The following is a 14,037-nucleotide window of genomic DNA, read 5'->3' as shown; positions in this document are numbered from 1 at the left end:
ACATTTTCAGGATTCGTCAATGTCGGGAAAACCACAGCTGATCTGCGGGTTTTCCCGACATTTTCATTGGCCAACGCGAGCCGGCGCGGCTAGCATCGGCGAACGTGAATCAGCCATGCTCGACGCGCCTGCAGGCTACGTACATTCCCGAGCACATGTCCTTCGCGTTCTGGGGTGACGCAGACCCGGCAGCGCGACTGTCGGCACTGGGGATGCCGGCCGGGTCGCCAGGCGTGTGCAGGCTTGCGATCCCGGTCGACGAGTCGATCACAGCAACCGACGTCGAAGCACAACTGCTCGACCTCACCACCGCGATCGATGCGTTCCACAACCTCGATGCAGGTCGCGGCGACCTCGGACCGTCGTTGCTCGCGTGGAAGCGCGTCATCGAGACCGGCGCACATGACATCCCGACCGCAGCGCATGCAGCGATCGACCGCGACGACACGAAGATCCGAAGCGCCCGGTCCACAGTGCGGTTGTTCACGGCTGCGCGTACAGCCGTGGACAGCCTTCGCCGAGCGAAGATTCAGGCGACTCTGCGCCCGTATCAAGTGCAGGGAGTTGCCTGGCTGACTGCGCTGTCGGGTTCGGGCGGTGGGATCTTGGCCGACGAGATGGGTTTGGGTAAGACACTGCAAGCGATTTCGATGATCGCGATCCGCGCCGACGACGGTCCACATCTGGTTGTGTGTCCCACCTCGGTGATCGGAAACTGGCGCCGCGAGATCGAGCGCTTCGCTCCGCATCTGCCACTGCATGTTCATCACGGGACTGCTCGCGCACTTCCTACTCGTATCCCCGCCGGCACCACGGTTCTGACCAGCTACAGCGTCTTGCGTTCCGACGCGGCCCAATTGACCCCGATCCACTGGAGTTCGGTGATCTTCGACGAGGCGCAGCAGATCAAGAACCCCGCTTCCCTCGCTGCGAAAGCGGCAATGCAGTTGTCGGCCGACGTCAAGGTGGCGATGACCGGCACGCCGGTGGAGAACCGCCTCGAGGAGTTGTGGTCACTCTTTCGCGTTGCCAATCCCTACGTCCTCGGAACTCGCGCACGTTTTCGTCAACGCTTTGCCGTACCGATCGAATCCGGTCGATCCGCCACTGCGGCGACCAGGCTTGCCGCGGTCATCGATCCTTTCATTCTGCGCAGAACCAAAGACACGGTGGCCAAGGATCTTCCGCCCAAGCAGTTCGCCACCGTCTCGTGCACTCTGACGTCGGAACAGGCGCGCATCTATCGGTCGGCAGTTGCCGATGCTTTCGACACCGGATTGGGTACGGGAATTGCCCGGCGCGGCAACATTCTTGCGCTGCTGACCACCCTCAAGCAGGTATGCAATCACCCCGCGCAGGTCACCGGCGATACGGACGACCTCTACGGAAGATCCGGAAAGCTCGACCGCGCAACGGAAATGATCGCCGAGATCGTCGACGACGGCGACCGCGCGTTGATATTCACGCAGTACCGGACGATGGGCGAGATGCTCTCGCGGCACCTGGGATCCGAATTGGGAATCGGTGCCGTGCCTTTCCTCCACGGCGGCCTGAACACCGACAAGCGCGACGGGATGGTCGACGCGTTCCAGAACGACACGGATTCCCCGCCGGTTCTGATTCTGAGCCTGCGCGCCGCCGGCTTCGGCCTCAACCTCACCCGCGCGAGTCACGTCGTGCACTACGACCGGTGGTGGAACCCAGCCGTCGAAGATCAGGCAACCGACCGGGCACACCGCATCGGCCAGAAGCGCACCGTCAACGTCCACACCTTGGTGACGGGCGGAACCGTGGAGGATCACATCGCAGCGATGCACGAGTCCAAACGAGCTGTAGCCGATGCTGTTTCCGGGAACGTCGAGGCCGCCCTGGCAGATCTTCCCGACACCGAACTGCGTGAACTTCTCGAACTCGACGGCGCGGTGATCATCTGATGGCCAACGAATTCGGTGTCACCGCGTGGGGTCGAGCGTGGCTGCGCACGGTGGAGCGGACCGCGGCATCCGGTCCGAACCCGTCACTGCCGACGGCTCGTACCCTCGCACGCAACGGGTCGGTGGACTTCACCGTGGTCTCATCGGGGTCCGTCGTAGCCGAGGTGAGCACCAAAGCAAAAACCTCGTCGGTGACAATTAGTGTCCCACTCTGGACCAAATCCGAAATATCTGCGGTGAAGAGCCTTCTCCGCTCGGCGGGAAAGGCCAATAGGTCCGTCTCCACCGGCGAACTACCGGACAGCGTCGTCACTGAACTGCAGGCTCGAAATATCGCAGTAGCCGTTGATCTTTCGGAGTGCACTGCCAGCTGTAACTGCTCAGGTCGACGCTCGCCGTGCGTTCACCATCTCGCAGCGATCTACGCCCTGGCCGGGCGGATCGACGAGGAACCGGTCCTCGCAGTGACGCTGCGGAGTGCACCGGACAAGGCCGGAAAGAAATCGGCATCCACACAGTCAACGGAGTGGATCTCATTGAGCGACATCGACATCCGCTCGTTTTACGGGGACTGACCTTCTCAGTCGGTACCGAGCGGATCGATGGTCAGGGCAAGCGTCGCGATCAATGCTCCCATGACGCCCATCGCCGCAGTGTCGAAAACTCTTCCGCGCACGGCAAGCAACCCCACACGATTCTCGGGAACGAACCACCGAGCGGCAGCACCGATGATGACGGCAACACCGAAGACGAGGGCACCGCGGCGCCACCGGTCGGCCAGCACGAGAACAACAGCTGCCGCGATCACGGCAAGGACCGCGAGCATGGGCAGATTCTTCTTCGCGAGGCCGACCAGTGAGGACATCGGTCTCAGACTCCGGCCAGAACCCGCTCGGCGCGCTCGACCACGTTGGTGATCAGGAACGCGCGGGTCAGCGGCCCGACACCACCGGGGTTGGGTGAGACGAAGCCGGCGACCTCGTTGACGTCGGCTGCGACGTCGCCGCGCAGGCCGTCGTCGGTGCGACTGACGCCGACATCGAGGACCGCTGCTCCGGGCTTGACCATGTCCGCGGTGATGAGACCGGGAACGCCGGCGGCAGCGACGATGATGTCGGCGCGGCGAACCTCGGCTGCGAGATCGCGGGTGCCCGTGTGGCAGAGCGTGACCGTGGCGTTCTCGCTACGACGCGTCAGCAATAGTCCGATCGGGCGACCGACCGTGACACCGCGTCCGACGACCACCACGTGTGCGCCGGCAATCGGCACCTCGTAACGGCGCAGGAGATGCAGGATTCCACGCGGGGTGCACGGAAGGGGCGCTTCCTTGCCCAACACCAGTCGACCGAGGTTGACCGGGTGCAAGCCGTCGGCATCCTTGTCTGGGTCGATGCGCTCGAGGGCCGCGTTCTCGTCGAGATGCTTGGGAAGGGGCAACTGCACGATGTAGCCGGTGCACTCGGGATTGGCATTGAGCTCGTCGATCGTGGCATTGAGCTGTTCCTGCGTGATGTCGGCAGGCAGGTCGCGTCGCAAAGAATTAATACCGACCTTGGCGCAGTCGTTGTGCTTGCCGCGCACGTAAGCAGCGGATCCGGGGTCGTCGCCTACCAGGATGGTGCCCAAGCCGGGCGTGATGCCCGCTGCCTTCAGAGCGCTCACCCGCACCTTCAGGTCTTCGAAGATTTCGTCGCGGGTAGCTTTGCCGTCGAGGATCGTTGCAGTCACGGCGACCATTGTTCCAGGTTAGGGTCGATGAGTGACAACGGCTCCGGAACTACGCGGCCCGAGAGTGGTCCTCTCCCCCGTCGCGCCCGATCATCACGCCCGTCTGCGGGCAATTCACCTGCACCCGGACGTCGTGCAGTGGTGGCAAAATCCCGACGACGACTGGCCTGCGGCGCCAGAAGCCGGCACCACGCGCTACAGCATCTTCTACGACGATCAACTGATCGGCTTCATCCAGTGGTACGAAGCTGAGGACAACCCCGACTTCCGCCACGCCGGGCTCGACTTGTTTCTCGATCCCGACTTCCACGGTCAAGGGTTCGGTCGCGAATCGATTCGGGTGCTGTGTGCCCATCTGGTCGACGACCTCGCATTCCACCGTCTTGTCATCGACCCCGAGGTCGACAACTCCGTCGCCATCGTGTGCTACCGATCTGTGGGGTTCAAGGACGTCGGGGTGATGCGCGAGTACTCACGAGATCGCCACGGTGTGTGGAAGGACGGACTGCTGATGGATCTGCTCGCACGGGAATTCATCCGCTGATCGACAGGAACTCGCCCGAAAGGACAGACATCATGTTGCTGGACAAGGAATTCACGGCCACCTTGCAGAAGAGCGACGCCAAAGGCGGGTGGACTTATGTGATCTGGCCGGAGTCCGCCGAGTTCTTCGGCACCCGCGGCCTGGTCAAGGTGCGCGGGACGATCGACGGACATCCGTTCCAGAGTTCGTTCATGGCGTTGGGAGACGGCAACCACAAGCTGCCGGTCAAAGCCGACCTGCGCAAAGCTATCCGCAAGAAAACGGGCGAACTGGTGACCGTGCGACTCGAGGAGCGCTTGCAGAGCTAGGCGCCACTACTTCATGTCGACGACAAGACCGTGCGCCGACGCGTACGCCACCGCCTGCATCAACTCGATCTGCGCGTTTCCGACGGACGCGGATGTCCACAGGCTCGGATCGATCCGCGCACCGCGCAGGTCTGCACCTTCGAGTTTGAGTCCACCCGTGCGAGCACCCGATAGATCCGCCGACGCCAGCACCGCGCCGCGCATGTCGGCTCGAACCAGGTTCGCTTCACGGAAGCGGCATGAGGTGAAGTCGATCTTCCTCAGGTCCGCCCCGCCCAGTGAAGTCAACGAGAAGTCGACTTCGTCGAGCGTCAACGGCCGGATGCGGCAACCGTCGAACGTCGACCCGAGCAGACTGCAGTTTCGGAACGTGCTGTGCCACAGGCTGGTCCGCGCAAAATTGCACGAGCGGAACGCCGTTCCCGTATGTGCGGACTCGCCCAGATCGGTGCCGGTGAAATCGCAGTCGGTGAACACCACCGACTCCGTCGTGATTCCGGTGAGGTCGGCGTCTCGGAAATTGCAATTGGTGAAAGTGCGCTGACGCCACTTCTGCCCGGCCAGTCGCGCGTCTGAATAGTCTTCGCCGACGACGTCGTCGGATTCTTCGGGGAGCATGCCGTCCATACTGCCCCGCCGCACCGACACCGTTTCGACCGCCTAGGTCTCGCAGGCCACGCCGTCACCGTCACGATCGAGCTTGGAAGAATAGCCGGGATCGCCGCGGTAGATCGGGGCAGCACCGGCCGCTCGCACCGCCGAGCAGTTGGCGTAATAGACCCCCGCATCGGGCACCTTGGCCGGCGGAGGAACGTAGGCGGGTTCCGTTGTCTTCGGGGGCGTGTAGGCCGGAGCGGGCGGAACATACGGCGTTGTCGTGGTCACCGGAACCTGCGGCACCAGCGGCACTATTGCCACGGTTGTGGTCGTGGTCGGCAGCCTCGTCGCCGTAGTCGTGGTCGGCGGGACGGAAGACGTTGTGGTCTTCGTGGTCGACGGGACAGTGCTTTTGGTCGTCGTCGCCGCAGCTGTCGTCGAAGAGGTCGCGGCAGGCGTCGTCGATTCTTCCGACCTGCCCGCTCCCGTCGCCGCAGCGATGGCAACCAGCCCCACGACTGCTGCGCCGGCGATCCACGGCCACTTACGCCGCTTGTTGCCTTCTTCGGCGTTTGCGTCCGGCGCCGTCGATCCCGGTGCACCGAAGACCTGCGTCGGAGTACCGAATGCTTGAGTGGGTGCGTCGACGCCCTTGGGCCGTGTCTGCGCGGTCCACTGCTGACCGTCCCAGTAACGGTCGATCGTGGGGTCGAAGGGGTCGGGGTTCCAACCTGCGGGAGGGTTCATGAAATGTCCGTTCTGAGAAGAGTGCCGGAAATAGATTCGCACGGACTGGCCGGTTTGTTACCAATTTGCCCACACTTCTCGACTGCTCTTCTCGCCCACGCGGGCATCAATTCGCCGCCCGGTACAGTTCCTCGGGTGTTCCGAGTGATGTTCCACGAGCCCCGCATCCCACCCAACACCGGAAACGCGATCCGCATGGTCGCAGGTACCGGTTGCGAACTCCACCTGGTCGGCCCTCTCGGGTTCGACTTGTCGGAGCCGAAGCTCAAGCGCGCAGGCTTGGACTACCACGATCTGGCGACTGTCACGGTCCACGAAAACCTGACCGCTGCCTGGGAAGCCGTCACCCCGGCTCGTGTGTTCGCCTTCACCGCGCACGCGACCACGTCGTATGCCGATATCGCTTACCAACCCGGCGATGTCCTGCTGTTCGGGCCCGAACCCACCGGGTTGTCCGAGGAAGTGTTGGCCGACGAACACATCACCGAGCGCCTGCGTATCCCGATGCTTCCCGGACGCCGATCCCTCAACCTGTCCAACGCTGCCGCCCTGGTGACGTACGAGGCCTGGCGTCAGCACGGATTCAAGGGCGCCGTCTGATCGACGTCAGTAGACGTCTCGGACGTAGCGCTTCTCCGCCGAAAGAGCCTTCACATACGCCTCGGCACTACGAGGGGCCAGTTTTCCGTGTTGAGCAACTACCCCGTTGAGGGCGTTGTCGACGTCCTTGGCCATCCGGTTGGCATCGCCGCAGACGTAGAAGTGTGCACCCTTCTGCAGCCACTCCCACAGCAGCGCACCCCGCTCACGCATCCGGTCCTGCACGTAGACCTTGTCGGCTTGATCCCGGGAAAATGCGAGGTCGAGTTCGGTCAGGAAACCGTCTTTCCGCAATTCTTCGATTTCTTCGCGGTAGTAGAAGTCGGTCGCGGCATGCTGTTCCCCGAAGAACAGCCAGTTCGGACCCGTGTGCCCCAACGCCCGGCGCTCGTGCAGGAAAGCGCGGAACGGCGCGATGCCGGTCCCTGGGCCAACCATGATCATCGGGGTCTCGGGATCGGACGGAGGCCGGAAGTGAGTCGACTTCTGCACGTAGATTCCGATGTCATCACCGTCAGCATGATCTGCGAGATACGTCGAGCACACTCCACGGCGTGGGACGCCCGCGACGTTGTATCGGACGGCGGACACCGTCAACTGCACTTCACGTGGGTTCTCTTTCGGACTGGAAGATATCGAATACAACCGCGGCTGAAGCGGTTTGAGTAACGAGAGCCATTCGTCCGTCGAAGCACGAACGGGCGACTGCGCAAGTACGTCGACGGACTGTCGTCCCCACGACCAGTCTTTGAGCGTGGAGATGTTCTCCGGCTTCATCAACTCGGCCAGGTCCGCATCGCGAGTTCGTTGATGCACGAACCGAAGCATGTCGCTCGAGATTCGAGTGATCTCCAGGCGTTCGGTGAGCGCGGTACGCAAGGCCATCTCACCGTACTGCCCCAGTTCGACGGTCTCCTCACCGTCGAGGCCGGTAAGGGTGAGCCACTCGTCGACAAACGGGGAGCTGTTTCGCGGCCAGACTCCGAGAGCGTCGCCGGCTTCGTAACTGACCGTGTCGTCCGGAAGGTGGAAGCCCAACTGCCGCACGTCTTTGGAAGAGCCTGGCCGGTTGAGCACGACATTGCGCGTCAAAGCTGTAGTCAGTGGCGCCTTCTTGTTGTACTGCGGTGGCACCGCTACCGCCGATGAAATCGGCGCGGCCACAGCAGTTATGCCGGAATTCTTCTTTGCAACGACGACGTCGGTCGTCCCGCCAGCCGCCGCGCCCTGCAGTTCGGCCGTGACCGCGTCGAGCCATCCAGCGGCTGTGTCTTCGAAATCGGGCTCGCAGTCGGCACGATCGACAATACGACTGGCTCCCAGTTCAGCAAGGCGGGCGTCGAGTTTTCGTCCGTGTCCACAGAAGTCGTCATAGTTCGAGTCACCGAAAGCGATGACTGCATACCGTGTTTCGCCCATCCGAGGCGCTGTGTCAGCAACCAGGGCATCCCAGAAACCGCTGCCGTTGTCCGGGGATTCGCCGTCACCGGAGGTACTGGTGATCAGCAGGACCTCTCGGGCGGCCGCCAGGTCGGCGGCCGGGAACTCGTCCATTGCGTGCATCACCACGGGTAAGCCGACTTCCCCGAGACGAGCAGCGCAGGCCGCGGCAAACTCCTCCGCGTTTCCGGTCTGCGACGCCCAGAGCACGACGATCGGCGCCCGCTCGGAGGCAGTGTCCATACCCGATGACAACGCGGGGCCGTCAGTGCCAGGGAGTGAGGTCCGTGAGTACAGGCCGGCCAAGACACCGTCTACCCACATCCTCTTTTCGGCATCGAAGGGTGCAGCCGGAGGCAAGGTCGGCACCCCGGCAGTGCGATCGGCATCCGCACGCAACGCCGCGAGAAGACCTGCCAGGTAGCTCTGCTGGAGCGGATCGAATACCACTGCGGGTGTTCCTGTTTGACCGATGACATCAGCGAGGACATCGGTTCGCGACAAAGCCCGATCAGCCGCCACGGGAGCCACCCGCGGCGATTCGGCGAGCTCTGTTTCGGGTGTGTTCACGGCGACCTTCGTCATAGTGACGGCACAGGCCTTGAACTCCGGTTGCTGGGAGGCAGGGTCAATGGCGTCGTTGGTGACGGCGTTGATAGAGAGGTACTCGCCGAAGGCGTCGTTCCAGTGAAACGGTGCGAAGCAGTTTCCCGGACGCACTCGGTCGGTGACCACGGCCGGGAGCACTGCGCGGCCACGGCGTGAGGCGACCTCGATCGCGTCCTTGTCGACGACGCCGAGTCGAGCGGCGTCGTCGAGATGGATCTCGACAAAGGGCCCGGGGTTGAGTTTGTTCAGCTTGGCCACCATGCCGGTCTTGGTCATGGTGTGCCACTGGTGCGCAAGACGACCGGTGTTGAGCAGGAACGGGTAGTCGTCGTCGGGCATTTCGGCGGGAAGCATGTGTGGCCTGGCGAAGAACATCGCGCGGCCGGTGGCGGTGGGGAACGCGAGGCGCGGAGTGCTGCCGTCCTCTCGGACCAGAAGCCTCTGACTGACGCCGTCATTGAGGTACCGGATGGGATGACGGTCCTGATTACTCTCGGGCGGGCATGGCCACTGGATCGGTGACTTGCGGAGGCGCTCGTAGGTGACGCCGCGTAAGTCGTAGCCGGTCTTCGGATTCCAGAACTGCTTGATCTCCTCGAACACCTCTTCGGCGCTGGTGTAGGTGAACGCCTCGGCATAGCCCATCTCGCAGGCGATTCGGGCGATGATCTGCCAATCAGGCAGCGCCTGCCCGACCGGATCCAGTGCCTGTTGGAAGAGCGTCAGGTTGCGTTCGGAGTTGATCATCACTCCGTCGGACTCTGTCCACAGTGACGCCGGCAGCAGGATGTCGGCGTATTCGTTGGTCTCGGTACCCAAGAACGCATCCTGGGTGATGACGAGGTCAGCCTTCTCCAATCCGTCGATGACGGTCTTGCGGTTGGCAACCGTCGCAACAGGATTGGTGCAGATGATCCAGCACGCCTTGATTTCACCCGCCGCCATTCGGGAGAACAGGTCGATGGTCCCACCGCCGGTTTCGGTGCGCAGCGAGCCCGCGGGGATCCCCCATCGCTCCTCGACGAAGTCGCGATCGGCGTCGACCATCACGGCACGCTGACCTGGCAAACCTGGCCCCATGTAGCCCATTTCACGCCCACCCATGGCGTTCGGCTGCCCCGTCAACGAGAACGGACCGCTACCAGGCGTGCAGATCGCACCAGTCGCCAGATGAAGGTTGCAGATGGCGTTGGTGTTCCACGTGCCGTGGGTGCTCTGGTTCAAACCCATTGTCCAACAGCTCATCCAGTTGTCGGCCTCACCGATCCATTGTGCTGCGGTGCGAATGTCGACTTCGGGGATGCCGGTGATCTCGCTGACCTTCTCCGGTGTGTACTCCTCGAGGAAGCTGGGTATAGCCTCCCAGCCTTCGGTGAATTCGGCGATGAAGTCCGGATCGGTGTGCCCGTTCACGACGAGCAGGTGGAGAAGTCCGTTGAGTAGTGCGAGATCGGTGCCGGGAGCGATCTGCAGGAACAAGTTCGCCTTGTCTGCGGTGGCGCTGCGTCGAGGATCCACGACGATCAACTTCGCGCCGGCCTTGACCCGCTCCTGCATTCGAAGGAAGAGGATCGGATGGCAGTCCGCCATGTTCGCGCCGGTCACGAAGAACACGTCAGCATGTTCGAAGTCCTGATAGGAACCGGGCGGTCCGTCGGCGCCGAGCGATTGCTTGTATCCGGTGCCGGCACTGGCCATGCACAGCCTGGAATTCGATTCGATCTGATTGGTGCCGATGAAGCCCTTGGCCAGTTTGTTCGACAGGTACTGGGCTTCGAGAGACATCTGCCCGGACACGTACAACGCAAACGCGTCGGGGCCGTGCTCGTCGATGATTGCCCGCAGGCGGTGGGCCGTTTCGGTGATGACTGCGCTCATGTCCGCAGCTTCGATCGCCTCACCTCGGTGCGGGCGCCGATACGCAGATTCCATGCGCCCCGGTCCGGCGAGCATGTCCGCCGTCGTGGTGCCCTTGGTGCACAAACGTCCGAAATTGGCGGGATGTGTCTTCAGACCGGACGACTTCGCGGCCTTCCGACGCCCTGTCTCCGGATCGGTGATGATGTCGAGGACAAGACCACAGCCCACCCCGCAGTACGCGCAGAGGGTGTCGACACTGGTGGTAGTGAGTTGAGCGCCCATCGATTCATGCATCCCTTCGACCGAGGATCAAGGTCGACTTCTATCTTCGGATGCAGTTGTTTCGGGAGTTCATGCCCGATGTTGCGTATCAATCACTCTTTCCTCACCGCGGCCTTCGGACTGATGTGCGGTCCTGGAACCAACAGTCGTCGACGGGCCGGGATCCGCGAATGCCCAGTTCTACGCCCTGCCGCCGAATCGAGCGATGTAGTGCCAGACCTTTTTGACGTCCTGCGGATCGTAAGAGCCGCGCCGGGCGAGACCCAGGACGGCAGGCGTCAGTCGACCATCGAGCGCAACCTCTCGGGCAATGTCGACGACGGTAGCTCCCCGATAGTCGGGATGTTCGGCGACCTCGTCGGCGTCGACCGCGTAACCGTCGTGCCACAACACCGGGCACGTGAGCGAGTGGGCGATCTCTTCGATCCGTGTGCCCCGGTAACTCGGATCCAGAACGAGCGCCTCGACGTCCGTTCCGATGTCGACGACGCCGTGAACGTGTGCCTCGATGTAGTGGTCGAGCGGATCCTCGAACTCGGCGGCTACGGCGGCGTCAACCAAGCTCATCGCTTCCGCCGTTCCGAAGAGGCCGGGCTCGAAGACGCTGTCCGGAAAGCAGAAAGTGGTGCGGTCGAGCGTGTGCTCGGCAAGCCGGAAGTAGGACGAGCCGAACCGAGGAGATGCCCCGTACAGATCGGCGGAAAAGTTCAATGATCCGTACTTCGGCCGTTCCGACGGCTCTCGCTCGTCGTAGGCTCCGCCGAAAATCCGACTCTCCCAACGCCAACGGTCGCCGCCGTGGTGTGCCGTCAGTCCGCCGTTGCTCGTACGAGTCTCGAACTGGGTCACGTAGGTGCCTTGACGTGCGATCGAGGCCAGTGTCAGACCACTTTCGAACGGGAAGTCTGGATGAAAGTGCAACGTCACCCGGTGATTTCGATCCAACGGGCCACCCTTCGAGAGACCGCGCACGTGCGCAATCGCGGCAGACGCGGGAGTGGAATCGACAGGCATACGCCCATTATCCGGATACGGAAGCAGCACCGGTGAAGAAGTCGACCAGTGAGTGCGGTGCGCCTTCACCGAGGCAGAGATCAAGGATCACGTGTGAGTCCGCGCATTCCTCACGACCGTCGCCACGCGGTGGGAAGAACTCGACTCCGCGAAGTACTCGTTCCTCAATCAGGTGACAGCACAACTGCGCGACCACGACGACCGCGAGCAGTTTCTGGCAGGCATCAACCTCATCCTCGCGGGGATCGACACCGTCAGATAGCAGCCGCAGCCGTCAGCGTGAATGAACAGCGGTGTTGGAACCGAGCGCGATGTCGAGGAAATCTCGTGCCGCACCGCGCAATCCGCGATCGGGATCCCAGACGGCCTGCAGTCGCCGCGGCATCCGCAAGCCGTCGACGTTGACCGCGACCAGTCGGCCGTCCGTCAGGTCGGCCGCAACTGCCAGCGACGACAGAACGGCCGGGGCGTTGCCTGCCACCACCGCAGCCTTGACGGCGGTGCACGAGGTGAGCTCGAGCAACGGCGGCACACAATCGGGAACAGCATTCTCGAGCGTCAGACGCGTCCCGGACCCTGACTCGCGCTGAATGAGCGGTGTGCGCGCGAGATCCGCGACCGGAACAGGCACTCCGTTCGCCCAGTCATGCCCCGGCGGCACAACCACGACGAGGTGATCACGCGCCACCTCGCACGACGCGAGCGCTGACGGCACATCCGGCCCTTCCACAAATCCGATATCAGCCTTACCTGCCTGGACTTGAGCAGAGACGTCCGAGGAATTGTGCAAACTCACCGACGCCACGACGTTGGGGAACTTGTGGCGCATCGCAACCGTCCACCCGGGGACCAGATACTCGGCGATGGTCATGCTGGCCGCGACCGTGACGGCAGCGTCGCGTTCACCGCGAAGAGCGGCAACTCCCGATGCCATTTCCTCGGCACTGACGAGGATGTGGCTGGCCCATTCGAGAATCAGTCCACCCTCGGCGGTGGGACGTACACCCGTCGCAGCTCGATCGAAGACCTTGATTCCGAGCTGACGCTCGACCGAACGCACGCGCGCACTGACTGCCTGCTGACTGAGCCCGTGCTCCCTGCCGGCAGCACCCATGCTGCCCAGACGCCCTACGGAAAGCAGGACGTCGAGGGCGCTGAGTTCCGGCACCCGAGGAGACAACGACATAGACCAAGATTAGACCCACAAGGCGGATTTGTGGGCATTCAAGGACAACCGGTCTACCGGTACGAACCGGATGAGACGACAGTGAAATACATGACCACCACAACGAGTCCCACCTTCGCCCACATCACCCCGAACTGGTTCGCGGCCGCGATGGGAACGGGAATCGTCTCGGTGGCCGCCGCTTCGCTCGAACCGGAGATCGAGGGCTTGAAGCTGGTCTCGGAAATCTTCTGGGTTCTGGCGGTTCTCGTACTGTGCGCCTTGATCGGCGCATTTGCCCGCCATTGGTCACAACATCGATGTCAGGCCCTCGCCTACCTGCACAGCCCCGCGATGTTCCCGTTCTACGGAGCCGTCGCCATGGCCCTACTGACCGTGGGATCGGCAACCGGCATCACCGGGCCGGACTTCCTCGGCCACGACGTGGCGATCACCGTCTCGCTGACTCTGTGGATACTCGGCACGGCACTCGGCCTGGTCACCTACGTCGTGATGATGATTCGTCTCGTTCGAGATGCTGGGATGGCGACGGCAATGCCGTTCTGGCTCATGCCCGTCGTACCTCCGATGGTCTCGGCCACCACCGGCGCAGCGGTCAGCACCCACATGCCCGAAGGCGCTCCGCGCATCGCGGTACTGATCTTCTGCTACATCCTGTTCGCTCTGGCACTGACCGCCGCTATCGGCATTCTGATAGCCGTCGCGAGGCAGTTCGCACGCAACCGCTCGGCCGGCGTTGATGTGATCCCGTTCAATGCCATTCCCTCGCTGTGGATTCCGTTGGGCGTGATCGGACAGTCGATCGCAGCATCCAACCTGTTGGCCGCCGCCTCACGGCATGCACTCAGTACCGAGCACGCCGACACCCTGCACGAATTCGGAATCGCATACGGAACCGTCGTCGGAATCATCGGCGTCATCGCATTTGTCACCGTCACCACCGTGACCATCCACGCACTGCGCCGCGGCTTGGACTTCTCGCTCGGCTGGTGGAGCTTCACCTTCCCCATCGGAGCATGTGCAGTCGGAGCGAATGCCTTCGGAGTCGCCACCGGTTCGACGCTGATTCTGGGAATCGCACTTGCCCTGCTGACCGTGCTGATCCCCATCTGGGCAACCGTCGCGGTCCGGACCGTCCGATCGATCCGCAGTGGAGCTCTCCCGGCGGCTGCATGAATTCGCACCGAT

The 14,037-nt window shown here is 62.9% G+C and carries 13 protein-coding genes; 6 read left to right on the top strand and 7 right to left on the bottom strand.

Annotated elements, in window-relative coordinates; genetic code table 11:
* Positions 1-104 precede the first annotated feature (104 nt).
* Complete coding sequence (locus tag QM716_RS06700) at positions 105-1,934, top strand: DEAD/DEAH box helicase (protein WP_283303356.1); 1,830 nt, start codon at positions 105-107, stop codon at positions 1,932-1,934.
* The gene (locus QM716_RS06695) at positions 1,934-2,509 is read left to right on the top strand and encodes a hypothetical protein (protein ID WP_283303354.1); all 576 of its coding nucleotides are present in this window, start codon (positions 1,934-1,936) and stop codon (positions 2,507-2,509) included. The genes QM716_RS06700 and QM716_RS06695 overlap by 1 nt, the downstream gene beginning before the upstream one ends.
* 5 nt (positions 2,510-2,514) lie before the next feature.
* On the opposite strand, the gene QM716_RS06690 is transcribed toward QM716_RS06695, so the two are convergent.
* Entirely contained in the window at positions 2,515-2,799 is a 285-nt protein-coding gene (locus QM716_RS06690; RefSeq protein ID WP_230812347.1) for a DUF3017 domain-containing protein, read from the bottom strand.
* A 5-nt stretch (positions 2,800-2,804) separates the two neighbouring features.
* A complete protein-coding gene (locus QM716_RS06685) occupies positions 2,805-3,662 on the bottom strand; it encodes a bifunctional methylenetetrahydrofolate dehydrogenase/methenyltetrahydrofolate cyclohydrolase (RefSeq protein ID WP_283303351.1) in 858 nt (285 codons plus the stop codon).
* Between the two features lie 31 nt (positions 3,663-3,693).
* Here QM716_RS06685 and QM716_RS06680 point away from each other — a divergent pair, with 31 nt between their 5' ends.
* Both QM716_RS06680 and QM716_RS06675 read left to right on the top strand, forming a co-directional pair.
* On the top strand, positions 3,694-4,206 hold the full coding sequence (locus tag QM716_RS06680) for a GNAT family N-acetyltransferase (protein WP_283303349.1): 513 nt from the start codon (positions 3,694-3,696) through the stop codon (positions 4,204-4,206).
* A gap of 32 nt (positions 4,207-4,238) precedes the next feature.
* Positions 4,239-4,514, top strand: a complete 276-nt coding sequence (locus QM716_RS06675; RefSeq protein WP_283303347.1) for a DUF1905 domain-containing protein — start codon at positions 4,239-4,241, stop codon at positions 4,512-4,514.
* Between the two features lie 6 nt (positions 4,515-4,520).
* Here QM716_RS06675 and QM716_RS06670 read toward each other — a convergent pair whose 3' ends face one another.
* Together QM716_RS06670 and QM716_RS06665 are read right to left on the bottom strand one after the other, a co-directional pair.
* Positions 4,521-5,141 carry a pentapeptide repeat-containing protein gene (locus QM716_RS06670; protein WP_283303345.1) on the bottom strand — a complete coding sequence of 207 codons (621 nt, stop codon included), beginning with the start codon at positions 5,139-5,141 and terminating at the stop codon, positions 4,521-4,523.
* A gap of 33 nt (positions 5,142-5,174) precedes the next feature.
* A complete protein-coding gene (locus QM716_RS06665) occupies positions 5,175-5,858 on the bottom strand; it encodes an excalibur calcium-binding domain-containing protein (protein WP_283303343.1) in 684 nt (227 codons plus the stop codon).
* A gap of 135 nt (positions 5,859-5,993) precedes the next feature.
* Here QM716_RS06665 and QM716_RS06660 point away from each other — a divergent pair, with 135 nt between their 5' ends.
* On the top strand, positions 5,994-6,458 hold the full coding sequence (locus tag QM716_RS06660) for a tRNA (cytidine(34)-2'-O)-methyltransferase (protein ID WP_283303341.1): 465 nt from the start codon (positions 5,994-5,996) through the stop codon (positions 6,456-6,458).
* Between the two features lie 6 nt (positions 6,459-6,464).
* On the opposite strand, the gene QM716_RS06655 is transcribed toward QM716_RS06660, so the two are convergent.
* The 3 genes from QM716_RS06655 to QM716_RS06645 all read right to left on the bottom strand — a co-directional run bounded on the left by QM716_RS06655 (position 6,465) and on the right by QM716_RS06645 (position 12,849).
* Entirely contained in the window at positions 6,465-10,649 is a 4,185-nt protein-coding gene (locus tag QM716_RS06655; protein ID WP_283303339.1) for a bifunctional nitrate reductase/sulfite reductase flavoprotein subunit alpha, read from the bottom strand.
* A 180-nt stretch (positions 10,650-10,829) separates the two neighbouring features.
* Positions 10,830-11,663 carry a DUF3626 domain-containing protein gene (locus QM716_RS06650; protein ID WP_283303337.1) on the bottom strand — a complete coding sequence of 278 codons (834 nt, stop codon included), beginning with the start codon at positions 11,661-11,663 and terminating at the stop codon, positions 10,830-10,832.
* 274 nt (positions 11,664-11,937) lie between these two features.
* Positions 11,938-12,849, bottom strand: a complete 912-nt coding sequence (locus tag QM716_RS06645; RefSeq protein ID WP_283303336.1) for a LysR family transcriptional regulator — start codon at positions 12,847-12,849, stop codon at positions 11,938-11,940.
* Between the two features lie 90 nt (positions 12,850-12,939).
* On the opposite strand from QM716_RS06645, the gene QM716_RS06640 reads away from it, so the two are divergent.
* Positions 12,940-14,025: a TDT family transporter gene (locus QM716_RS06640; RefSeq protein WP_283303334.1), complete on the top strand. Its 1,086-nt coding sequence runs from the start codon at positions 12,940-12,942 to the stop codon at positions 14,023-14,025.
* Positions 14,026-14,037 lie beyond the last annotated feature (12 nt).

It is taken from the genome of Rhodococcus sp. IEGM 1409 (genome assembly GCF_030056735.1).
Classification (GTDB): Bacteria; Actinomycetota; Actinomycetes; order Mycobacteriales; family Mycobacteriaceae; genus Rhodococcus_F.
This window is presented reverse-complemented; position numbering and strand designations above follow the sequence as displayed.